This window comes from Streptomyces humi (assembly GCF_001005085.2).
In the GTDB taxonomy this organism is placed as follows: domain Bacteria; phylum Actinomycetota; class Actinomycetes; order Streptomycetales; family Streptomycetaceae; genus Streptomyces; species Streptomyces humi.
This window is the reverse complement of record NZ_LBMU02000011.1, coordinates 67,109-87,483: the sequence shown is the minus strand read 5'-3', so window position 1 is coordinate 87,483 and position 20,375 is coordinate 67,109. Positions and strand designations below refer to the sequence as shown.

The window sequence follows — 20,375 nt, the reverse complement described above, 5'->3', positions numbered from 1 at the left end:
AGTTGTAGCGCTGACCCGCGCTCGGCGGCACCGAGGCGATCAGGAGGCCCCCAGTGGCGAAGGCCAGGTTCGAGCGGACGAAACCGCATGTGAACATCGGCACCATCGGGCACATCGACCACGGCAAGACCACACTCACCGCGGCCATCACCAAGGTGCTGCACGACAAGTACCCCCAGCTCAACCCGTTCACGCCGTTCGACCAGATCGACAAGGCGCCCGAGGAGCGGCAGCGCGGCATCACCATCTCCATCGCGCACGTCGAGTACCAGACCGAGCGCCGGCACTACGCGCACGTCGACTGCCCGGGGCACGCCGACTACATCAAGAACATGATCACCGGGGCCGCCCAGATGGACGGGGCGATCCTGGTGGTCGCGGCCACCGACGGGCCGATGCCCCAGACCAAGGAACACGTCCTGCTGGCCCGGCAGGTGGGCGTGCCGTACATCGTCGTCGCCCTGAACAAGACCGACATGGTGGACGACGAGGAGATCCTGGAACTCGTGGAGCTGGAGGTGCGCGAACTGCTCACCGAGTACGAGTTCCCCGGCGACGACGTCCCGGTGGTCAAGGTCTCCGCGCTCCGAGCCCTGGAGGGCGATCCGCAGTGGACCGCGGCCCTGCTCGAACTCCTCGACGCCGTGGACGAGTTCGTACCGGAGCCGGTGCGGGACGTGGACCGGCCGTTCCTGATGCCGATCGAGGACGTCTTCACCATCACCGGCCGGGGCACGGTCGTCACCGGCCGGATCGAGCGCGGGGTACTGCGGGTCAACAGCGAGATCGAGATCATCGGCATCCACCCGCAGAAGACGAGGACGACGGTCACCGGCGTCGAGATGTTCCGCAAGCTGCTGGACGAGGGCCGGGCCGGGGAGAACGTGGGGCTGCTGCTGCGCGGGGTGAAGCGGGACGAGGTCGAGCGCGGGCAGGTCGTCATCAAACCCGGATCGGTCACCCCGCACACGGAGTTCGAGGCCCGTGCGTACATCCTCGCCAAGGACGAGGGCGGCCGGCACACCCCGTTCTTCCAGAACTACCGCCCCCAGTTCTACTTCCGCACCACCGACGTGACCGGGATCGTCACCCTGCCGCCGGGCACCGAGATGGTCATGCCGGGTGACAACACCACCATGAACGTCCAGCTGATCCAGCCGATCGCCATGGAGGAGGGACTGAAGTTCGCGATCCGCGAGGGCGGCCGGACGGTCGGCGCCGGTCAGGTCACGAGGATCCTCAAGTAGAGCCGGTCACGGGGGCGTTCACAGGGTGCCGGACGTGGCCTCGGGCAGGCCCAGGGCCGCGTCCAGCGTCGCCAGCGGCGGCAGCAGCCCGGACAGGCCCGTCACCTTCAGCACCCGCAGGGTCAGCGGGTGCGCGCACACCAGCCGGAGCTGTCCGCCGCGCTCCAGCACCCGGCTGCGGGCCCGGTACAGCAGTCGCAGCCCGGAGCAGTCGAAGAACTCGACGTGCCGCAGGTCGATCACCACCCGGGAACCGTTCCGCGCGGTCACCAGGTCCAGGTAGGGCGCGATCTCCGTGGCCGCCGCGATGTCGATCTCGCCCCGGAACTCCAGCACCGTGTGGCCGTGGTCCTGGTGGACGCGCAGGTGCCGGGTGAGCGGCGCGGGATCCTGCCGGGGTTCCTGGCGCACGACGGCATCACCTCCCACCCCTGCCGGTCAATTCCGTTCCCCGCCTTGCAAGTTACCCTCGATGGAGGGAATTTGAGCATGTTCGATTGACATATGTCTGCTGCTTCGGCATGCCATTTTCTGTGGCGTGCGCGACAGTCGGAGAAACCGCACGTGGGAGCGGTACCGCGCGGCCTGGTCCGGCCTCTTCGGCTACGAGAGCGCGTGCCACGCCTTGCCGAGCGCCTGGCGGAACTGCTCCTCCTGATGCGCGGTGAGGTCCCGGACCATCCGCTCCTCCAGCTCCCGCACCTGCCCGGCGACCCCGGCGAGCAGTTCGCGCCCGGCGTCGGTGAGCAGGATCAGCAGCTCCCGCCGGTTGCGCGGATTGCGTTCCCGTCGGACGAGCCCCCGGCTCTCCAGCGACCGTACGAGGTCGGCCATCGACTGGGCGGTCACGAACGAGTCCCGGGCCAGCTGGGCGGCCGAGAGGCCGTCGTGGCGCTCCAGGACGGTCAGGGCCGTGTACTGCAACGCCGTGATCCCGGCGGGCTTCACCAGCTCGTCGAGGCGTGAGCGCACCACCAGCTCCACCTGCTTGACCATGTACAGCAGCGAGGGGCGTGTCTTTGTACCGACCATGCGTGCACCCTAGACCATTGACAGGAATCCTGTCTGTAATCAGACTGCGGACCAACAGGAATCCTGTTTGTTGAACACTAAGCGACCAACGCTGGGAGTGGGCAATGACGACCACCTTCGAGACCGGCCCGGGGCGGCTGTTCATCGGCGGACAGTGGCGGGAGGCCGCCGACGGGGGCCGGACGGAGGTGACCGACCCGGCCACCGGCCGGGTGGTCACCACGGTCGCGGAGGCAGGCGCCTCCGACGTCGACGCCGCCGTGCGCGCCGCACGGGAGGCCTTCGACGCGGGGGAGTGGTCGGGGCTCAGCGGCCGGGAGCGCGGCCGGGTGCTGCACCGGATCGCCGAGCTGATCCGGGAGAACGCCGAGGAGATCGCGGCCCTGGAGAGCCTGGACGTCGGCAAGCCGATCACCCTGGCCACGGCGGTCGACGTCACCAACGCGGCCAACGACTACGAGCACTTCGCGGCCCTCGCGCACTCCCTCGACGGCGCCGTCCGCGACGTCCCGCTCAATGCCCTCGCCTACACCCGGCACGAACCGGTCGGCGTGGTCGCGGCCATCACACCCTTCAACTTCCCGCTGATCCTGGCCGGTTCGAAGATCGGGCCGGCCCTCGCCGCCGGCAACACGGTCGTCCACAAGCCGGCCGACGAGACCCCGCTCAGCGCCCTGTACATGGCCCGCCTGTTCAAGGAGGCGGGCGTCCCGGACGGGGTGGTCAACGTCGTCACCGGCGCCGGACCGGTCGCGGGCGAGGCCCTGCTGCGCCACCCGGGCATCGACAAGGTCGCGTTCACCGGCTCCACCGCCATCGGCCGGCACGTGGCGGGCACGGCGGGCCAGGCCCTCAAGCCGGTCACCGTGGAACTCGGCGGCAACGCGGCCCACCTGGTCTTCGAGGACGCCGACCTGGAGAAGGCCGTCGGCGCGGTGATCAAGGCCTTCGTCTTCAACACCGGCCAGTTCTGCATGGGCGGCCCCCGGCTCCTGGTCGCCCGCCCGGTCTACGCCACCCTGCTCGGCATCCTCGCCGAGGCCGTCCCCGGCGTCCCCGTCGGCGACCCGCGCGACCCGGCCACCGTGGTCGGCCCGATGGCGGGGGAGAAGCACCTGCGCAAGGTCGAGGAGTACGTCGAACTCGCCCGCAAGGAGGGCGGCCGGATCGTCTGCGGCGGCGAACGCCTCGACCTGAACGGCGGTTTCTACTACCGGCCGACCGTCGTCGCCGACCTGCCGAACGACTCCAGGGTGATCCAGGACGAGATCTTCGGCCCGGTCCTCACGGTGCAGCCCTTCGACACCGAGGACGAGGCCGTCGCCCTCGCCAACTCCACACCGTACGGCCTGGCCTCGGGCATCCAGACCGGCAGCCTCGGCCGCGCCCACCGGGTCGCCGCCCGTCTCCAGGCCGGGATCGTCTGGGTGAACGACTGGGCGCTGCTCGACCCCGCCGTCCCCTTCGGCGGCGTCAAGGCCTCCGGCTTCGGCCGTGAGTACGGCCCCGAGGCCCTGGCGGCCTACACCAAGGTCAAGTCCGTCGTCGTCGCGCTCGACTGAGCCCCGCAGACCAGGAGTTCGTACGATGCCCATCACCACCCGAGCCGCCGTGGTCGAGTCCGGCGGCGCACCCTTCACCCTCACCGACGTCGAACTCGACGCACCGGGGCCCCGCGAGGCGCTGGTCCGGATGGTGGCCACCGGTCTGTGCCACACCGACCTCGGCGTGGCGAGCGGCGGACTGCCCTTCCCGCTGCCGGGAGTCCTCGGCCACGAGGGCGCCGGTGTCGTGGAGGCCGTCGGCTCCGCCGTCACCTCCGTCGCCCCCGGCGACCACGTGGTGCTGTCCTTCACCTCCTGCGGTGACTGCCGCAACTGTCACGGCGGCCATCCCGCCTACTGCGCCACCTGGCTGCCGCTCAACCTGATCGGCGGCCGGCGCGCCGACGGCACCGCCACCGTCAGCCGGGACGGCGAGCCGCTCGGCGGGCACTTCTTCGGCCAGTCCTCCTTCGCCGAGCGGGCGCTGGTGGACGAGCGCAGCCTCGTCAAGGTCGACCCGGACGTCCCGCTGGAGTCGGTCGCCCCGCTCGGCTGCGGGGTGCAGACCGGGGTCGGTGCCGTGTGGAACGTGCTGGAGCCGGCCACCGGCAGCACGGTCGTCGTACTCGGCGCCGGGGCGGTGGGCCTCTCGGCGGTCATGGCGGCCGCGATCACCCCCGCCACCACGATCGTCGCCGTCGACCGGGTGGCCGAACGGCTCGAACTGGCAAGGGAGTTGGGCGCGACCCACACCGTCGACGCCACCCGGGAGGACATATCGGACGCCGTCCGGCGGATCTCCGACGGTGCCGGCGCCGACGGCGTCGTGGAGACCACCGGCAACACCGGCGTGCTCCGCCAGGGCGTCGACGCCCTCGCCGCCCGCGGCACCCTGGTCGTCGTGGGCGCCCCGCCCTTCGGCACCGAAGTGCCCCTGGACGTCAACGGGTTGCTGGCCGGCAAGCGGATCGTCGGCCTGACGCTGGGCGACAGCGAGACCCAGGCGTTCATCCCGGCCCTGGTCCGGCTGGTCGGCGAGGGGCGGCTGCCGCTGCACCGGCTGATCGCCACCTACCCGTTCGCCGAGATCGACCGGGCCGTTCAGGACATGACCACGGGCAAGGCGATCAAGCCCGTGCTCACCTTCTGACCCGGACCCGGACCTGGTACACCGTCCCACCGGCCGCCGGGACCAGCCGACCGCGGGCCCCGGTACCGGTCAACGGCTCATGTGCAGGGCCACCAGCAACTGCCACACCTGGTCCGCCACCTCGCCGGGGCCGGCCTCCAGCAGGCCGTGCAGCCAGTCGGCCAGCACCCCGGCGAAGGTGGCGGCCACCGCCGACGCCACCAGCGGGGCGTCCGCCGCCCCCACCAGCTCCCGCTCGGCGAGGCTGCGTGCCCGCAGGTCCTGGTGCAGCACCCGGCCGAGCGGGCCGCCGCCACCGGGCGTGAGCAGCTCCCGGTACAGAGCCGCGTGCGGAACCAGTCCCCCGAAGAACTCCCGCAGCGCCGGGGGAGCGTGCACCGGATCGGGCCGCCCCCGCCAGGCGTGCAGCGCGTCCACGGCCTCCCGTACGACGTCCGCGCAGGCGTCGACCGCCAGCGCCTCCAGGCCGTCGTAGTGGACGTAGAACGTGGCGCGCCCGACGCCGGCCCGGCGTACCAGCGCGGTCACGCCCACCTCCGCGAGCGGCCGTTCGGCGCACTCCGCCAGGAGGGCCGTCCGCAGCCGCGCCCGGGTGCGGGCGGCCCGCGGGTCCTCCGCGGCCGGCCGGCCGGTCACCGGGCGGCGAGCACGGCGGCCAGGGCGAGCGCGCCGGGCAGCGCCTGCGCGAACAGGATCCGCCGGCTGGCGGTGGCCGCGCCGTACACCCCCGCGACCACCACGCACGACAGGAAGAACACCTGCGCCGCGAAGCCCGTCGGGTCGGCCGCCACCAGTCCCCACACCAGGCCGGCTGCCAGGAAGCCGTTGTAGAGCCCCTGGTTGGCGGCCAACGGCGCGGTCCGCCGGGCCAGTTCGGCGTCGAAGCCGTGGAACCGCATCCCGGGCGTCTTCTGCCACAGGAACATCTCCATCACCAGGATGTACGCGTGCAACGCGGCCACCAGCCCGACCAGCACGTTCGCCAGGACTTCCATGATCGGCGGACCCTCCCCACTCTTGAACGGGTGTCCACTATAGCTGGACAGGTGTCCAGTGGATCCCGGTGGCCCCAAGTCGGGGGTCGAGGGTGTACAAGTCGACAAGTCCCGTTCGGGGATGGGTATTTGTTGCTTTGCTGCCAACTGTCGGAGCGTGACGGAACCCTCACTTCCTCTGCTTGCCGAGGTTGATCCTTTCGGGTTCAAACCCGATAAGCTCCATTCCGTCACAGCGAGTTGACGCACCCCACGGAGGGTCCGTCCCGCTGTGCGTGCTCATGAGTGCGGCCTTCGCACACTGCCCCTGTTCGCTGTTGTTCGATTGTGTTGCTTCGAAGGATGCAGATGGAACTCGCCACTCCGCCGCCGGCGGCGCGGGCCCCTGTCGCCTGGTACAGCTGGTGGCTGATGCCGCTGGCCTTAGGGGGAGGGACGGTCGCCGCCACGTTCATGAGCTCCGAGCGAATAACCGCGGCCGTCGCCGGTGCCGCGGCCACCGCCGCCAGCTTCGTGTGTGTACGACTACTGATCCGCTCGCAGCGTCAACTGCGCAGCGCCGAGGGATCGTTCCGCAGCTCGCAGGCCGAGCACTCCCAGCAGTGGCAGCAGCACGTATCCGGTCTGGAACGGAAGTTCTCGGCCGAGCGCGCCACGCTGGAGGGCCAGCTGAACGAGCAGGCGGCCGCGTTCGAGTCCCGGCTCGACGAGCAGACCGCCCACTACGACACCCAACTGGCCGAGCAGGCACGGGCGTACGAGGAGCGGCTCGCCGACCAGCTGAAGGCCGCCGAGGGCCGGCTCGCCGACCAGGCCGAGGTCTGGCAGGAGCAGGTCGGGCACCAGCGCGCCGCGATCTCCCGGCTCGCCGACGAGCAGCTGCCCGAGGCGCTGAAGCGGCTGCGCGACGGCGACGCCATCGACGACCTGCTGCCGGTGACCGAGCAGTGCGCCAAGGTCGACAAGGACCTCCAGGCCGACCTGCGCCGGATCCTGCGCACCTCGCTGATCGGTGTGGAGGAGGAGTTCAACCGCTCGACCTCCGCCGAACAGGCCGTCATCAGCATCGGCAACCGCATCCACGTCCTCACCAGCAAGCTGCGCGGCCGGCTGCACGAGATGCAGGGCGAGCACGGCCGGCTGCCCGCCGTGGCCCGCGGGCTCATGGAGCTCGACCAGGAGCTCGGCCCCGCCGACTCGCTCGCGGCGAGTATCGGTGTGCTCGGCGGCTCGGACCGCCCGGGCCGGCAGTGGCAGGAGCCCCAGCGGCTGCTCAGCGTGGTGCGCGGTGGCATCGGCCGGATCAAGGACTTCCACCGCGTCGAGGTCCGGCACCTGCCCGAACTCGGCGTCGACGGCGGTCTGGTGGACCACCTCACGCTGATCTTCTCGCACCTCCTGGACAACGCGGCCCGCTACTCGCCGCCCACCGAGCCGGTCCTCGTCTCCGGCAAGGAGGTGCCCAACGGTGTCGGCATCGAGATCCAGGACTCCGGCAAGGGCCTGAGCGAGGAGAAGAAGCGCGAGGCCGAGCACTCCCTGGCCGGCACCGCGGCCGGACCCGGTATCGGCGGCATCTCCGAGGACGCCAACATCGGCCTGCGGGTCGTCGGCATCCTCGCCCGCCGCTACGGCATCCGGGTCACCTTCGCGGACTCGCCCTGGCTCGGCACCTCGGTGGTCGTCGTGGTCCCCCACAAGTACTTCAGCCCGCTGCCCGTGGCCCCCGCCGCCCCGGCACCCGTGGCGGCCGCCCCCGCCGCCGCGTCCCCGGTGCAGGCGCAGGGCCCGGTCGTCGTCGAACCCGTCAGCCAGCCGGAGTCCGGCGAGGCCCTGGACACCACCCCGGGCGGACTGCCCCGGCGGCGCAGCCGGCGCCGCGCGGAGGAGGAGCAGCCCGAGGCGCGCGCCGTCCGTACGGAGGGCGCCGCGTTCACCGCGGTCCCGCCCGAGGAGTCCTTCGCGGGTCTGGCCGCCTTCGCCACCGCGGGCCGGGTGCCCGTGGCCGACGAAGAGGCGGACAGCGAGGCCGAGTTGACCGGAGACCAAGACGTCGTGGCACCCGCGACCCCGGCCGGCGCCGATGACGCCGCCGCCGGACGCGAGGCCACGGAGCACCGCACTGAAGAGAGCGACTAGTCCACATGACGCAACAGGGAACCGACGTGAGCTGGGCGCTCCGCGATCTCGTGGAGAGCATCCCGGAGATCCGCTTCGCCCTCGTGGCCTCCAGCGACGGCAAGGCCATCACCTCCTTCGGCGCCGAGGACCCCGACGACGTGGACCGCTTCGCGGCCGTGGTGGCAGGGCTCCAGGCGCTCGCCCAGCCCGTCGCCGAGCAGTTCCCCAAGTACGCGGGGCAGCTGCGGCTGGCGATGATCGAGGTCGACGGCGGTCACCTCTTCGTCGTGCGGGCCGGTGTGGAGACGTATCTCGGGGTCCTCGCCCGTGAAGGGCTCGACCAGGGGCTGCTCGGCCACCAGATGAGGGACCTGTCCCGGCGGATGGGCGAGCTGCTCGGCACCTCTCCGCGCCTGGAGGAGCACTCTGGATGAGTGCTCCCCGCCGGCCCACGGACCCCTCCGGTCTCGAGCGTTACTACGTCCTCACCGGGGGGCGCAGCGGACCGGGCGGGGCGGCGTCGAGCCTCGACGTGGCCACCCTCGTCGTCTCCCGCGCCGCCCCGGTCCCGGGGATGCAGCACGAGCACGAGGAGATAGTCCGGCGCTGCCGCGATCCGCTCTCGGTGGCCGAACTCACCGCTCATCTCGGATTGCCCTTCAACATTCTCGCGGTGCTGTTGGCGGATCTGCTGGACGCAGGCCGTATTGAAGCCCGTGATCCCATTCCGGCGCACCACGCCGGACGCGGGCCCGACCTCGCGCTCCTCCAGGAGGTACTCAGTGGACTTGAAAGGCTTTGACCATCCCGGCGACCCCGGTGCCGGGGGGACCCGTTCGGTCAAGGTGATGATCGCCGGGGGGTTCGGCACCGGGAAGACCACGATGGTCCGCTCCGTCAGCGACATCAAGCCGCTCACCACCGAGGAGACGCTCACCCAGGCGACCGTCGGCGTCGACAACCTCATCGGTGTCGCGGACAAGGCCGAGACCACGGTCAGCCTCGACTTCGGCAAGATCAGCCTCAACGAGAGCCTGATGCTGTACCTGTTCGGCACCCCCGGGCAGGAACGGTTCTGGTTCCTGTGGAACGGGCTGTTCAAGGGGGCGCTCGGCGCGATCGTCCTGGTGGACACCCGCCGGCTGGCCTCCAGCTTCCGGGCGATCGAGGAGATGGAGCGGCAGAACGTGCCCTTCGTCATCGCCCTGAACGTCTTCCCGGACTCCGCGCAGCACCCCGTCGAGGAGATCCGGGACGCCCTCGACATCTCCCCGCACACCCCGATCGTGGCCTGCGACGCCCGGGACCGGGCCTCCAGCCGGGACGTGCTCGTCGCGCTCATCCAGCACCTTCAGGAGCGCTCGGCCGTGGCCCTGGAGTCCCGATGAGCGCGCCGCACGATCCGGGCGCCGGGGGCGGCTGCCCGGTGGCCCACGGCACCGGCGTCACCCGCCTGTACGGGCCGGACGCGGAGAAGGACCCGCACGGCATCTACGAGCGGCTGCGGGACGTGTACGGCACCGTCGCGCCCATCCTGGTCGAGGGCGACGTGCCCGCCTGGCTGGTGCTCGGGTACCGGGAGAACCGGCGCGTCCTCGACAACCCGCTCCAGTTCAGCCGTGACTCGCGGATCTGGCGGGACTGGCTGGACGGCAAGGTCTCCGAGACCTCGCCCCTGATCCAGATGGTGGGCTGGCGCCCCGACTGCGTCTCCCAGGACGGCGAACCGCACCGCCGGCTGCGCGGTGCGGTCACCGACAACCTGCTGAAGGTGGCCGGCCGCGGCATCCGCCGCCACGTCACGCACTTCGCCAACAAGCAGATCGACGCCTTCGCCGACAGCGGCCGGGCCGACCTGGTCACGGACTTCGCCGAGTACCTGCCGATGCTGGTGCTCACCCGGGTCTTCGGACTCGCCGAGAGCGAGGGGCGCACGCTCGCCGAGTCCAGCGCGCAGGTCATCAAGGGCGGTGCGGACGCCCTCGCGCACAACGAGAAGATCGTCTCGATCCTCGCCGAACTGGCCGCCCGCAAGCGCGCGGAGCCCGGCTCCGACTTCGCCTCCGGGCTCATCGACCACCACTCGGGCCTGGACGACGACGAGATCGTCCAGCACCTGCGGCTGGTGCTGATCACCGCCCACACCACCACCAGCAACCTGCTGGCCCGGGTGCTGGAGATCGTCCTGACCGACGACGCCCTGCGCTCGGGTCTGGTCAGCGGCCAGCTGAACATGTCCTCCGTGGTGGAGGAGGTCATGTGGAACACCCCGCCGCTGGCCGTGCTGCCGGGCCGGTTCGCCACCTCCGACCTGGAGCTCGGCGGACGGGCCATCAAGGAGGGCGACATGCTGCTCCTCGGTCTCGCCGCCGGCAACGTGGACCCGGTGATCCGCCCGGACATCGCGGCCTCCGTGGCCGGCAACCAGTCACACCTGGCGTTCAGCGCCGGACCGCACGAATGCCCGGGGCAGAACATCGGACAGGGCATCATCGAGACGGCCGTGGACGTCCTGCTGCACCGGCTGCCCGGACTGCGCCTCGCCGTCCCCGCCGACGAACTCACCTCGACGGCCTCCACCTGGGAGTCCCGGCTGGACAGCCTGCCGGTGGAGTTCGCCGCCTGAGCCTCGGGAAGCGGCAGCAGAACGGCCTGGGGCCGCCGTCCGCGGGGACGGCGGCCCCAGGCCGTTCGGTGCCTCACAGGCCGGCGGACTGTCGGGCCTCACAGGCCGGCGGGGGCCGTCCGGGGCCTGACAGGCCGGTGGGCCGTCGGTGCCTCACACGGCGAGCAGGTCGTCCACCGAGCCCTGCCCGGCCCGCTCCGCCGCGACCGCCGGCCCCTCCTTGGCCGCCGCGTACCGGCCCGAGGTCAGCGCCCAGACGTAGTTGCCGTTGATCCAGTGCTGGATGGCCTCCACCCCCATCCGCACGTCGTCCCGCTGCTTCTCGTCGAGACCGAGTTCGTCGCACATGCGCGGCACCCGCCCCTCCAGCTCGACGTACTCGTCGAGGCAGGCCGTGGTCATCCGGTACGCCTCCTTCATGGCGTCCTCCCAGGAGCCGCCCCGCTCCCGGTGCAGCACCGCTATCAGGTTGTGGCCGTCGCCGCGGCGCCGCTCGCGCTCGAAGGAGTGGATGTCGTTCATGAACCCGATGGTGTCCGCGGCCAGATCCCGCATCCGCTCCATCAGCGGATGCGCCTGCACCTGGGCCGGCACCTCGAAGCCGCGGCTGCGCTCGCCCGCGTCGATGCTGTGGTGGATGCCGACGGTACGGCGCCGGAACGCCGCGTACTCGTCCAGGTCGAGCGTTCCCGCCAGCCCGCGGGCCGCCAGGTCGACCTCCTCGCAGTGTGCGACGAGGAACCGGCCCCAGGAGGCCGCGAACCGCGTCCGCCATGTCAAGGACATGCCATCCGAGAGATGCTGCCAGACCTCCGCCCACGCCAGCGTGATCGGGCAGACCACGCGGGGCCGGATCCCGGCCGGGCGCAGCGGGGTGACGATCAGCTCACGGGCGACGTCGGCGATCCGGTCAGCGCGGTCCGGCCGATTCGCGTCGAACTGGTCGTCGAACAGGAAGGCCAGCGAGAACCAGTTCATCAGGACGACCATGTCCTCGGCCGAGGCGTGCGGGTAGGTCCGGGCGGCCGCCTGCGGCAGGTCCCACGACTTGTACTCCTCGAACCCGGCTTTGCTCCGCACCAGGTCCATGTCCCAGATCCAGCGCAGGTGACGGGCGCGCGCGTGCTCCAGATGCTCGCTCACGGGGGTGTCGAAGGGCAGGTCGAAGGTGACGTCCTGAGGCATGTGTTTCCTTTCGGGAGACAGAGCGCAGAGTCCCCCCGTCCCTGCGTACGGGTGGCCTGTCGGCCACCCGTGCACTCGAACTGGCCTTCGTGGCTCGAAAGTTGAGCCGTGAAGCGCTACGAGGCTGCCCAGAGCGTAAATGATCTACGCGTGACCCCACCGTGATGTGTGTTACTGCTCACGCCTCCTGAGCCGAGTACACTCGCGCGCCCCCGACGTATGTGTGCGCGACGCGTGTGTCCGCGAGGTCCTCCGGGGGCCCGGCGAACGGATCGCGGTCCAGGACCACCAGGTCCGCGAGCGCCCCGGCCGCCACCCGGCCGGTGTCGTCGAGGTGGTTCACGTACGCCGATCCGGCCGTGTACGCCGTGAGCGCCGCCGTCAGGCTCAGCCGCTGCTCCGGCAGGAACACCGGCGCGGCGCCGCCCGGTTCGACCCGGTTCACCGCCACATGGACGCCCTGGAGCGGGTCGGGGCTGCTCACCGGCCAGTCGCTGCCGGCCGCGAGCCGCGCCCCGGAGCGCAGCAGCGACCCGAACGGGTACTGCCACCCGGCCCGTTCGGAGCCCAGGAAGGGAATGGTCAGCTCGTCCATCTGCGGCTCGTGCGCGGCCCACAGCGGCTGGATGTTGGCGGTGGCGCCGAGTTGGGCGAAACGCGGCACGTCGGCCGGGTGCACGACCTGGAGATGTGCCAGGTGGGGCCGCGTGTCGCGGAGGCCGTTGGCGGTCCGCGCCGCCTCGACGGCGTCCAGCGCGTCGCGTACCGCCCGGTCGCCCAGCGCATGGAAGTGACACTGGAAGCCGAGCGCGTCCAGCTCGGTGACGTACTCGGGAAGCCGCTTCGGATCGATGAAGCTCTTGCCCCGGTTGCGGGTGGCGCAGCCGCACGCGTCGAGGTAGGGGTCGAGCAGTGCGGCCGTGCCGTTCTCCGCGACCCCGTCCAGCATCAGCTTCACCGTGCCCGCCCGGAACCGGCCGTGGCTGAACGCGGCCCGCTTCTCGACGAGTTCGGGAATCTGCTCGGCGCCACGCTCCCGGTCCCACCACAGCGCCCCGACCACCCGCGCGGTCAGCGAACCGTCCCGGGCCGCCGCGAGATACGCCCCGGCCGGGTCGTCCATGCCGAGGAAGTCACCGATCAGCGCGTCCTGCCAGGCCGTGATGCCGAGCGCGTGCAGATACCGCTGGGCGTGCAGCAGCGCCGCGAGCCGGTCCGCCGCGGTGGCCGCCGGGGCGAGCCGGCCGACCAGCTGCATGGCTCCCTCCTGGAGGGTGCCGCTCGGCGCGCCGGAGGCGTCCCGCTCGATCCGCCCGTCGGCCGGGTCCGGCGTGTCGCGGCCGATCCCGGCCAGCTCCAGCGCCCGGCTGTTCACCCAGGCGCCGTGATGGTCCCGGTTGGGCAGGTACACCGGCCGGTCCGGTACGACGGCGTCCAGCAGCTCTTTCGTCGGCGTACCGCCCTCGAACGCCTCCATCGACCAGCCGCCGCCGAGGATCCACTCCCGCTCCGGACGGGCCTCGGCGTAGGCCCGTACGGCCGCCACGCTCTCCTCGGCGGTCCGCAGCCCGGTGAGATCGCACTGGGCCAGTTCCAGCCCGGCCGGCACCGGATGGACGTGCGCGTCCTGGAACCCGGGCAGCAGCAGCCGTCCGGCGAGGTCGACCACCTCGGTGCGGGGCCCCGCGAGGGCCCGCACCTCGTCGTGCCCGACGGCCGTGACACGGTCGCCGGTGACGGCCACGGCGGTCGCCGTCGGGCCCTCCGGGGTGAGGACGGGCCCGCCGGTGAAGAGCAGATCTGCGTGCATGTTTCCTTTTCCTCAGTTGGGGGTCGTGAGCAGCTGGGGCGCGTCGGCGTCGGTGCCCTCGCCGGTGCGGAAGTACGGCGACCGGCGCACGTACTTCGCCCAGGCGGCCGCGACGAAGCCGGACGCGATCATCACCAGCGGAGTGGTCAGCAGGAACCAGCCGTTGTCCGCGCTGACCTCGAAGTGGTCGGCGGAGGTGTAGAAGGACCAGCCGAGGTAGCCGCCGAGGCCCAGCAGCGCCAGGGCGCTCAGCGCCGGGAGCACCACGGCCCGTACGCCCTGCCGCCAGTCCTCCCGCAGCAGCGAGCGGAACCGCGCCGCGGCGGCCAGCGCGGTGAGCGCGTACGACACGGCGACGACGATGCCGACCGCGTTCACCGTCGCCATGATCATGTCGGCCAGCCTGGGGATCACCAGTGCCAGCGCCGCGACCGCCGTGGCGAGGGCGCCGATCAGCAGGGTCCCGGCCGCCGGGGTGCCGTACCGGGAGCTGACCCTGGACCACACCGGCCCGAGGGTACGGTCCCGGCTCATCGCGAACATGCCACGGGCGGTCGGGATCACCCCCGCCTGGAGCGAGGCCACCGCCGAGAACATCAGCGCCACCAGCGGCAGCGCCGCCCACGGCTGGGCGGCGAGCCGGTCGCCGAAGAACGCCAGCCCCTCGGCCCCGTGCCCGGCCAGCTCCCGCTCGGACAGCACCCGCTGGAACGCCACCGAGCCCAGCAGGAACAGCCCCAGCATCGTCACCAGGGTGATCAGCCCGGCCCGGGAGGCGTCCCGGGGGTCGCGCACCTCCTCGTTGACGCTGAACGCGGCCTCGAAGCCCCAGTAGCAGAACACCGAGAGCAGCAGGCCCTGGGCCAGCGCGGAGGCCGACGGGATCGCGAACGGGTCGAACCAGCTCAGACTGAAGGGGTGCGGGCCGGCCACGATGCCGTAGCCGCAGAACCCGAGCAGCACCACGTACTCGAAGACCAGCAGTCCGGTCTGGAGGCGGGCGGCGGTGCGGATGCCGGTCACGGCGGTCAGGGTGACGGCGACCAGGACGACGATGCCGACCGCCGTGGTCTGCGCCGTGGAACCCGGGTCGAGGGCGAGCGGGCCGACGCGGTGCAGCCCGGCCTCACCGGCGAGCTGGAGCATCGCGGATCCGGTCACCGCGGTGGTGTACGCGAGGAAGGCGACCGTCGCCACGATGTTCACCCAGCCGACCGTGAAGCCGAGCCAGGGGTTGAGCGAACGGCCCACCCACACATAGCCGTTGCCCGCGTTCGGCTCCACCCGGTTCAGCCGTGAGTAGGCGCCCGCGATACCCAGGACGGGCAGGAACGCCAGCAGCATGATGGCCGGCAGATGCAGCCCGACCACTCCGGCCGTCACGCCCAGGCCGATGCCGATGCTGGTGGTGGCGGCCGTACTGGACGCGGCCACCGCCACGCCGTCCAGGACGGACAGGGATCTGCGCAACTCCGGGGGGTCCGCCGTGTAGGGCTGGTCGGTCATGGCCGGCACACTCCGCTCGCACCTGGGGGCCGGCCCGACCGGCCCCGGTGACCGGTCATGAAACTGCCGGTGGCCTTCACAGGTCAACGGTGTTGTCATAAGGTGCCCGCACACCGTGGAGGAGTCCTCATGAGCGAACGCGTCGTCCCGGCCGCCGCCCGCCGGCGCCGGCGCCCCACCAAGGAGGGCGTGGTCCTCTCCGAGGAGCTGATCGTCGAGACCGCGCTCCGGCTGATCGAGGAGCACGGCGCCGAGGCGCTGTCCGTGCGCCGGCTGGGCCGCGCCCTGGGCGCCGACCCCAGCTCCCTCTACCGCTACTTCCGGCACACCGACGACCTGATGCTGGCCATCGCCGACGAGCTGATTGGGCGCACCCTGCGGGCCTGGCGGCCCACCGGTCACTGGCGCGCCGACCTGCGCGACCTGGGGCTGCGGATGCACGCCGGCGCCCTCGCGCACCCCCGGGCGGCGGTGCTGAGCGCCCACCGGGTGACCGGGCGGACGTACGAGATCCAGGCCGTGGAGACCATCCTCGGCGTGCTGCGCGGGGCCGGGTTCCCGGACGCCGAGGCCGTGCGCGTGTACCACGCCTTCGTCGACCAGGCCCTCGCCTACGGCGCCCTCGACTCCGCGAACACCGCCCTGCCCCGGCCCGCCCGCGACGCCGAGGCGGACGTCTGGCGGACGACCTACGCGGGCCTGTCCGCCGCCACCCACCCGCACATCGCGGCCACCGCCCGCCACCTGGTGGCCTCGATGCGCGGCAGCTCCTACCCGGCCGCCCTCGACCTCCTGCTGACCGCGGCCGCCACCCGGCTCGCGGAGATCCGCGCCGGGGACTGAAACCGGCGGGCGGGGACATCCGCACTCCAAGGACACCTCAAGGACCCGTCCAGGGAGGAAACATGGCACTGGTGACCGCGGCCGTCGTAGTGCTCGACTGCGCCGAACCCGAGAAACTCGCCGAGTTCTACCGGGAGTTCCTGGACGCCGAGGACGGTGAGGCCTCGGCCAACCTGGTCGAGATCCGGGCCGCCGACGGCTTTCGGATCGCGTTCCGGCGTGACGTCAACGCGACCCCGCCGAGCTGGCCGCGGCCGGAGAACTCGCTCCAGGCGCATCTCGACTTCCTCGTCAAGGACCTGGACGAGGCCGAGCTCCGGGTGGTCGGTCTGGGCGGCCGCCCCATCGAGACGAAGGACGCGGCCGGGCCGTACGAGGAACGCGGTTACGCCGACCCGGCCGGACACTCCTTCACCCTGCGCCTGGTGCCGCCCACCGCACCCAAGCAGGGCTGAACCCGCTCAGTCCCGGCCGCCCTTGCCGGCCGTCGGCCACACACCCGTGGAGCGCTCGATGGCCGTCGCGCCGGTCCGGTCCACGGCACTGCGCACCACCGCGAACACGGCGCCCTGGACCGCGGCGGCCAGCAGCACCTCGCCCCAGCCGCGGTCCCGGTCCAGGGCGTCCGGCGCGTCCGCCTCGCCGCGCACCGCCATCCAGGTGCGCCGGAAGACCAACGCGCCCAGCGCCCCGCCGGCCCAGCTCAGCACGAAGCCGAGCGGGGCGTAGACGAGGGGGAGTTTCAGCTTCTTCCTGCTCCTGGCCATGCCTGCCTCCGCGTTGTCAGGGCCGTCCCGCGACCGGGATCTCCTCGCCCGCCGGCACCGGGCCGGGCGGCGTGCCGTCCCCGAAGGGCCGGCCCCCGAGCTCCTCCCGGTGATGGGGCGTCAGCCACCCGGCGGTGTCCGGGCCGAGCGGCACGACACGGGTCGGGTTGATCCCGGTGTGGACCTGGTAGTAGTGCCGTTTGATGTGGTCGAAGTCGACGGTGTCACCGAACCCCGGCGTCTGGTAGAGGTCCCTCGCGTACGCCCAGAGCACCGGCTGCTCAGCCAGCTTCCAGCGGTTGCACTTGAAGTGGCCGTGGTAGACGGCGTCGAACCGTACCAGCGTGGTGAACAGCCGGACATCGGCCTCCGTGAGGGTGTCCCCGACCAGGTAGCGCTGTCCGGCCAGCCGCCCGGCCAGCACTTCGAGCCGCCGGAACACCCCCGCGCACGCCTCCTCGTAGGCCTGCTGTCCGTTCGCGAACCCGGCCCGGTACACGCCGTTGTTGACGTCCTCGTACACCTCCGCCATCACCGTGTCGATCTCGTCCCGGTGCTTCTCCGGGTACAGGTCGGGCGCCCCCGGCCGGTGCAGTGCCGTCCACTCGGTGGCCAGGTCCAGGGTCAGCCGCTGGTAGTCGTTGGTGACCAGCTGTCCGCTCGGTACGTCCACGACCGCCGGCACGCTCACCCCGCCCGGGTAGCCGGTCTCCCGCCGGTCGTAGGCCTCGCTGAGGTACCGGATGCCGAGCACCGGGTCACGGCCGTCCGGGTCGAGGGTGAAACGCCAGCTGCGGTCGTCCTGGATCGGGTCGGCGACGGCGAGCGAGAGGGCGTCCTCGAGACCGAGCAGCCGCCGTACCACCAGGGACCGGCTTGCCCATGGGCAGGCGCGGCTGACCACCAGCCGGTAGCGTCCGGCCGCCACCGGCCAGCCGTCCCGGCCGTCCGCGGTGATCCGGTCCGCGAAGTGACTGCGGGACCGGGAGAACGCCTTGTGCCCGAGCGAGCTGTTGCCGTCACCGCTCATTGAATCCTCCTTGCCGGCGGGGTGTGGCGAGGGCTGAAATGAGCCCGTTGGGTCGCGTTCCCCGTTGTGGCCCGTTTTCCACCGCCCGCTCGGTGTGATCAGCCCCCACCGGGGCAGTCGGCGGTCGTGAGTGGGACTTCGTCGAAAGAACATTCGAATCAGCGGGATCCGTCGAGCCGGCAGGAGATGTCGAGCCAGCAGGAGAAGTCGAGCCGGCAGGAGGCGTCGAAGGAGCAGCCGGCGTCCGACCGGAGGACGCGCCTGACGGTGTTCGTGGCGCTCGCCGCGAACCTGGTGATCGCCGCCGCCAAGGCCGTGGGCGGGGTCGTCGCCGGCTCGCCCGCGCTGCTCTCGGAGGCCGCGCACTCCGTCGCCGACAGCCTCAACGAGGTGTTCCTGCTGGCCGCCCTCCGGCGCAGCCGCCGTCCGCCCGACGCCCGGCACCCCTTCGGCTACGGCAAGGAGCGCTTCTTCTGGTCCCTGCTCGCGGCCGTCGGGATCTTCGTCATGGGCGGCTGCTTCTCCGTCTTCCAGGGCGTCGAGGCGCTGCGCGACGGCGCCGACGAGAAGCTGAGCGGCTATGTGGCGGGACTGGTCGTGCTCGGTGTCGCGCTGCTCGCCGAGGGCGCGTCCCTGATCCGGGCCCTGCACCAGGCCCGCCGGGAGGACCGCGGACTGAGCGACCCGGCGCTGCGCACGGTGGTCGCCGAGGACGGCACCGCGGTGATCGGCGTCCTCCTGGCGATCGTCGGCATGGTCCTGCACATGGTCACCGGACAGGTCGCCTGGGAGGCCTCGGCCTCGCTGGCCATCGGAGTCCTGCTGGTGTACGTGGCCTACCGGCTCGGCGCCGACGCCCGCGCCCGGCTGATCGGCGAGGCGGCCGACCCGGAGCTGAGCGACCGGATCAGGGAACAACTGGAGGGGGAGCCCGAGATCGACACCGTGGAAGCCCTCTTCACCATGCAACTGGGCCTGGACTCCACCCTGGTCGCGGCCCGGATCGACCTGATGCCGGGGCTGGACAGCGAGCGGGTGGAGGACGTCCTGGTGCGCATCAAGGGATCGCTCGCCGAGGCGTTCACCGAGACCGACCAGGTCTTCCTGGACGTCACCGACCGCTCGGCGCAGGAGGCAAGGGAAAGCCCCGCCGCGACGGGGGAACGCGGCGGGGCCTGACAGTCGGCTGCCCGGCCCGAAGCCGGATCATGCCTCCTGGAAACAGATTTTTCTAAATTCCGACGGTCCCCGGCCGGAAAGGATTCCCGGAACCGTCAGTTCCCCGGCCCGGCTCCGCACGGAGCCGGGTCACCGGGACCGACTACTGCGGCTCCAGCACGAACACCGGGATCTGCCGGTCCGTCTTCTCCTGGTAGTCCGCGTACGGCGGGTACGCCGCGACGGCGCGCTCCCACCACTCGGCCTTCTCCGCGCCGGTGACCTCCCGGGCGGTCATGTCCTGCTTGGACTGCCCGTCCTGGAGCTCGACATGCGGCTGGGACTTCACGTTGAAGTACCAGACGGGGTGCTTGGGCGCGCCGCCCTGCGAGGCGACCACGGCGTACTTCCCGTCGTGCTCCACCCGCATCAGCGGGGTCTTGCGGATCTTCCCGCTCTTCGCGCCCAGGGTGGTCAGCACGATGACGGGCAGGCCCGTGTCCATCAGCGTGTTGCCCTCCTTCCCACCCGAGCTCTCGTACAACTCGACCTGCTCCCGCACCCAGGCGGTCGGGCTGGGCTCGTACTCGCCCTCAAGAGGCATGAGGTCCGTCCCCTCGTCGCTTCCGTCGCTTGACGTCATGATTCAACACCGGGAGTGCCCAGGTTTCATCCGCACGACACCGGCCCCGCGCGCCACGGGTGCGCGCGCCGGGTTCCTCAGCCGGGCGCCAGTACCACCCGGGTCGCGAGGCCGAGCATCACGCAGCTCGACACGAGCGCCGTGACCAGCCGCCCCCGGTGCCCGGTCAGCCCCCGGCCGAGGAGGGCCCCGCCGCCCGCCAGCAGCAGCTGCCAGCTCGCCGACGCGGCGAAGGCCGCGAGGACGAACAGGCCCTGTTCGAGCGGCCGTACCGCGGCGGCCGAACGGGTGCCGACCACCAGGGCCGCGAAGTAGATCACCGTGGTGGGGTTGAGCAGAGTGATCCCGAGGAGCCCGAGATACGCCCGTCCAGGGCCGGGTACCGGCCGCTCGGCCCGGGTCGCGAGGCGCCGCTCCCGGTACTGGCGCACGGCGACGGCCGCCCCGCGCACCGCGAGGGCCACCAGGACCAGCGCCGAGACCCAGCGCAGCGGTCCGAGCACCGGCAGCAGCGCGGCCGCCAGCGCGGCGCCGCCGACCGTGGCGAGCAGGGCGTACAGGCCGTCCGCGCTGGCGACGCCGAGCGCGGCGCAGGCGCCGGTCCGCAGTGACGTGCGGGCCGTGAGGGACACTAGGTATGTGCCGACCGCGCCGACCGGGACGGCGATCCCGTACCCGGCGAGCAGGCCGGCGACGAGCGCGGCCGTCACGGGCGTGC

Annotated in this window: 22 protein-coding genes; 11 read left to right on the top strand and 11 right to left on the bottom strand. The window is 71.9% G+C overall.

All coding sequences use genetic code 11. The features are described from left to right. Positions 1-53: 53 nt before the first annotated feature. Positions 54-1,247 carry an elongation factor Tu gene (gene tuf / locus AAW13_RS03440; RefSeq protein WP_046733914.1) on the top strand — a complete coding sequence of 398 codons (1,194 nt, stop codon included), beginning with the start codon at positions 54-56 and terminating at the stop codon, positions 1,245-1,247. Between the two features lie 18 nt (positions 1,248-1,265). Here the strand turns inward: tuf and AAW13_RS03435 are convergent, their stop codons facing one another. Beyond that, positions 1,266-1,658, bottom strand: a complete 393-nt coding sequence (locus AAW13_RS03435; RefSeq protein WP_046733913.1) for an anti-sigma factor antagonist — start codon at positions 1,656-1,658, stop codon at positions 1,266-1,268. Between the two features lie 192 nt (positions 1,659-1,850). Further along, on the bottom strand, positions 1,851-2,279 hold the full coding sequence (locus tag AAW13_RS03430) for a MarR family winged helix-turn-helix transcriptional regulator (protein ID WP_046733912.1): 429 nt from the start codon (positions 2,277-2,279) through the stop codon (positions 1,851-1,853). Positions 2,280-2,383: 104 nt separating this feature from the next. Between AAW13_RS03430 and AAW13_RS03425 the strand changes: the two genes are divergently transcribed. Together AAW13_RS03425 and AAW13_RS03420 are read left to right on the top strand one after the other, a co-directional pair. Beyond that, on the top strand, positions 2,384-3,841 hold the full coding sequence (locus AAW13_RS03425; RefSeq protein WP_046733911.1) for an aldehyde dehydrogenase family protein: 1,458 nt from the start codon (positions 2,384-2,386) through the stop codon (positions 3,839-3,841). A gap of 25 nt (positions 3,842-3,866) precedes the next feature. Beyond that, on the top strand, positions 3,867-4,973 hold the full coding sequence (locus AAW13_RS03420; protein WP_046733910.1) for an NAD(P)-dependent alcohol dehydrogenase: 1,107 nt from the start codon (positions 3,867-3,869) through the stop codon (positions 4,971-4,973). A gap of 69 nt (positions 4,974-5,042) precedes the next feature. Here AAW13_RS03420 and AAW13_RS03415 read toward each other — a convergent pair whose 3' ends face one another. Together AAW13_RS03415 and AAW13_RS03410 are read right to left on the bottom strand one after the other, a co-directional pair. Then, positions 5,043-5,609 carry a TetR/AcrR family transcriptional regulator gene (locus tag AAW13_RS03415; protein WP_046733909.1) on the bottom strand — a complete coding sequence of 189 codons (567 nt, stop codon included), beginning with the start codon at positions 5,607-5,609 and terminating at the stop codon, positions 5,043-5,045. Next, the gene (locus tag AAW13_RS03410) at positions 5,606-5,968 is read right to left on the bottom strand and encodes a DUF1304 domain-containing protein (RefSeq protein ID WP_046733908.1); all 363 of its coding nucleotides are present in this window, start codon (positions 5,966-5,968) and stop codon (positions 5,606-5,608) included. The genes AAW13_RS03415 and AAW13_RS03410 overlap by 4 nt, the downstream gene beginning before the upstream one ends. A 348-nt stretch (positions 5,969-6,316) precedes the next feature. On the opposite strand from AAW13_RS03410, the gene AAW13_RS03405 reads away from it, so the two are divergent. Genes AAW13_RS03405 through AAW13_RS03385 form a run of 5 tightly spaced genes read left to right on the top strand, consistent with a single transcriptional unit; the run spans position 6,317 to position 10,715 of the window. Next, on the top strand, positions 6,317-8,107 hold the full coding sequence (locus AAW13_RS03405; RefSeq protein WP_046733907.1) for a sensor histidine kinase: 1,791 nt from the start codon (positions 6,317-6,319) through the stop codon (positions 8,105-8,107). A 5-nt stretch (positions 8,108-8,112) separates the two neighbouring features. Continuing rightward, a complete protein-coding gene (locus AAW13_RS03400; protein ID WP_046733906.1) occupies positions 8,113-8,523 on the top strand; it encodes a roadblock/LC7 domain-containing protein in 411 nt (136 codons plus the stop codon). Next, entirely contained in the window at positions 8,520-8,891 is a 372-nt protein-coding gene (locus tag AAW13_RS03395; protein ID WP_046733905.1) for a DUF742 domain-containing protein, read from the top strand. Before AAW13_RS03400 ends, AAW13_RS03395 begins: the two co-directional genes overlap by 4 nt. Then, complete coding sequence (locus AAW13_RS03390) at positions 8,872-9,477, top strand: GTP-binding protein (RefSeq protein ID WP_046733904.1); 606 nt, start codon at positions 8,872-8,874, stop codon at positions 9,475-9,477. The genes AAW13_RS03395 and AAW13_RS03390 overlap by 20 nt, the downstream gene beginning before the upstream one ends. Next, a complete protein-coding gene (locus tag AAW13_RS03385) occupies positions 9,474-10,715 on the top strand; it encodes a cytochrome P450 (RefSeq protein ID WP_046733903.1) in 1,242 nt (413 codons plus the stop codon). The genes AAW13_RS03390 and AAW13_RS03385 overlap by 4 nt, the downstream gene beginning before the upstream one ends. A gap of 153 nt (positions 10,716-10,868) precedes the next feature. Here AAW13_RS03385 and AAW13_RS03380 read toward each other — a convergent pair whose 3' ends face one another. The 3 genes from AAW13_RS03380 to AAW13_RS03370 form a co-directional block, all read right to left on the bottom strand. Then, positions 10,869-11,900 (bottom strand): 7-epi-alpha-eudesmol synthase, encoded by a 1,032-nt coding sequence (locus tag AAW13_RS03380; protein WP_046733902.1) that lies wholly within the window; start codon positions 11,898-11,900, stop codon positions 10,869-10,871. Positions 11,901-12,078: 178 nt separating this feature from the next. Continuing rightward, entirely contained in the window at positions 12,079-13,710 is a 1,632-nt protein-coding gene (locus AAW13_RS03375) for an amidohydrolase (protein WP_046733901.1), read from the bottom strand. Positions 13,711-13,722: 12 nt separating this feature from the next. Then, positions 13,723-15,216 (bottom strand): APC family permease, encoded by a 1,494-nt coding sequence (locus AAW13_RS03370; RefSeq protein WP_046733900.1) that lies wholly within the window; start codon positions 15,214-15,216, stop codon positions 13,723-13,725. 129 nt (positions 15,217-15,345) lie between these two features. On the opposite strand from AAW13_RS03370, the gene AAW13_RS03365 reads away from it, so the two are divergent. Together AAW13_RS03365 and AAW13_RS03360 are read left to right on the top strand one after the other, a co-directional pair. Beyond that, a complete protein-coding gene (locus tag AAW13_RS03365; protein WP_046733899.1) occupies positions 15,346-16,059 on the top strand; it encodes a TetR/AcrR family transcriptional regulator in 714 nt (237 codons plus the stop codon). A 62-nt stretch (positions 16,060-16,121) separates the two neighbouring features. After that, positions 16,122-16,514 (top strand): VOC family protein, encoded by a 393-nt coding sequence (locus tag AAW13_RS03360; protein WP_046733898.1) that lies wholly within the window; start codon positions 16,122-16,124, stop codon positions 16,512-16,514. 6 nt (positions 16,515-16,520) lie between these two features. Here the strand turns inward: AAW13_RS03360 and AAW13_RS03355 are convergent, their stop codons facing one another. Further along, positions 16,521-16,826, bottom strand: a complete 306-nt coding sequence (locus AAW13_RS03355) for a DUF4235 domain-containing protein (RefSeq protein ID WP_046733897.1) — start codon at positions 16,824-16,826, stop codon at positions 16,521-16,523. Between the two features lie 16 nt (positions 16,827-16,842). Next, a complete protein-coding gene (locus AAW13_RS03350) occupies positions 16,843-17,856 on the bottom strand; it encodes a glutathione S-transferase family protein (protein ID WP_046733896.1) in 1,014 nt (337 codons plus the stop codon). 186 nt (positions 17,857-18,042) lie between these two features. Between AAW13_RS03350 and AAW13_RS03345 the strand changes: the two genes are divergently transcribed. Beyond that, the gene (locus tag AAW13_RS03345; protein WP_046733895.1) at positions 18,043-19,035 is read left to right on the top strand and encodes a cation diffusion facilitator family transporter; all 993 of its coding nucleotides are present in this window, start codon (positions 18,043-18,045) and stop codon (positions 19,033-19,035) included. Between the two features lie 142 nt (positions 19,036-19,177). Here AAW13_RS03345 and AAW13_RS03340 read toward each other — a convergent pair whose 3' ends face one another. Further along, the gene (locus AAW13_RS03340; RefSeq protein WP_046733894.1) at positions 19,178-19,618 is read right to left on the bottom strand and encodes a nitroreductase family deazaflavin-dependent oxidoreductase; all 441 of its coding nucleotides are present in this window, start codon (positions 19,616-19,618) and stop codon (positions 19,178-19,180) included. A gap of 116 nt (positions 19,619-19,734) precedes the next feature. Further along, on the bottom strand, positions 19,735-20,367 hold the full coding sequence (locus AAW13_RS03335; protein ID WP_046733893.1) for a LysE family transporter: 633 nt from the start codon (positions 20,365-20,367) through the stop codon (positions 19,735-19,737). Positions 20,368-20,375: the final 8 nt, after the last annotated feature.

Excerpts from the sequence above, each read along its gene's own strand:
- AAW13_RS03350 (WP_046733896.1), bottom strand. The coding sequence starts at position 17,856 with ATGAGCGGTGACGGCAACAGCTCGCTCGGGCACAAGGCGTTCTCCCGG.
- AAW13_RS03355 (WP_046733897.1), bottom strand. The coding sequence starts at position 16,826 with ATGGCCAGGAGCAGGAAGAAGCTGAAACTCCCCCTCGTCTACGCCCCG.
- AAW13_RS03340 (WP_046733894.1), bottom strand. The coding sequence starts at position 19,618 with ATGCCTCTTGAGGGCGAGTACGAGCCCAGCCCGACCGCCTGGGTGCGG.
- AAW13_RS03375 (WP_046733901.1), bottom strand. The coding sequence starts at position 13,710 with ATGCACGCAGATCTGCTCTTCACCGGCGGGCCCGTCCTCACCCCGGAG.
- AAW13_RS03370 (WP_046733900.1), bottom strand. The coding sequence starts at position 15,216 with ATGACCGACCAGCCCTACACGGCGGACCCCCCGGAGTTGCGCAGATCC.
- AAW13_RS03430 (WP_046733912.1), bottom strand. The coding sequence starts at position 2,279 with ATGGTCGGTACAAAGACACGCCCCTCGCTGCTGTACATGGTCAAGCAG.
- AAW13_RS03400 (WP_046733906.1), top strand. The coding sequence starts at position 8,113 with ATGACGCAACAGGGAACCGACGTGAGCTGGGCGCTCCGCGATCTCGTG.
- AAW13_RS03420 (WP_046733910.1), top strand. The coding sequence starts at position 3,867 with ATGCCCATCACCACCCGAGCCGCCGTGGTCGAGTCCGGCGGCGCACCC.
- AAW13_RS03410 (WP_046733908.1), bottom strand. The coding sequence starts at position 5,968 with ATGGAAGTCCTGGCGAACGTGCTGGTCGGGCTGGTGGCCGCGTTGCAC.
- AAW13_RS03405 (WP_046733907.1), top strand. The coding sequence starts at position 6,317 with ATGGAACTCGCCACTCCGCCGCCGGCGGCGCGGGCCCCTGTCGCCTGG.
- AAW13_RS03365 (WP_046733899.1), top strand. The coding sequence starts at position 15,346 with ATGAGCGAACGCGTCGTCCCGGCCGCCGCCCGCCGGCGCCGGCGCCCC.
- AAW13_RS03360 (WP_046733898.1), top strand. The coding sequence starts at position 16,122 with ATGGCACTGGTGACCGCGGCCGTCGTAGTGCTCGACTGCGCCGAACCC.
- AAW13_RS03425 (WP_046733911.1), top strand. The coding sequence starts at position 2,384 with ATGACGACCACCTTCGAGACCGGCCCGGGGCGGCTGTTCATCGGCGGA.
- AAW13_RS03385 (WP_046733903.1), top strand. The coding sequence starts at position 9,474 with ATGAGCGCGCCGCACGATCCGGGCGCCGGGGGCGGCTGCCCGGTGGCC.
- AAW13_RS03380 (WP_046733902.1), bottom strand. The coding sequence starts at position 11,900 with ATGCCTCAGGACGTCACCTTCGACCTGCCCTTCGACACCCCCGTGAGC.
- AAW13_RS03345 (WP_046733895.1), top strand. The coding sequence starts at position 18,043 with ATGTCGAGCCAGCAGGAGAAGTCGAGCCGGCAGGAGGCGTCGAAGGAG.
- AAW13_RS03395 (WP_046733905.1), top strand. The coding sequence starts at position 8,520 with ATGAGTGCTCCCCGCCGGCCCACGGACCCCTCCGGTCTCGAGCGTTAC.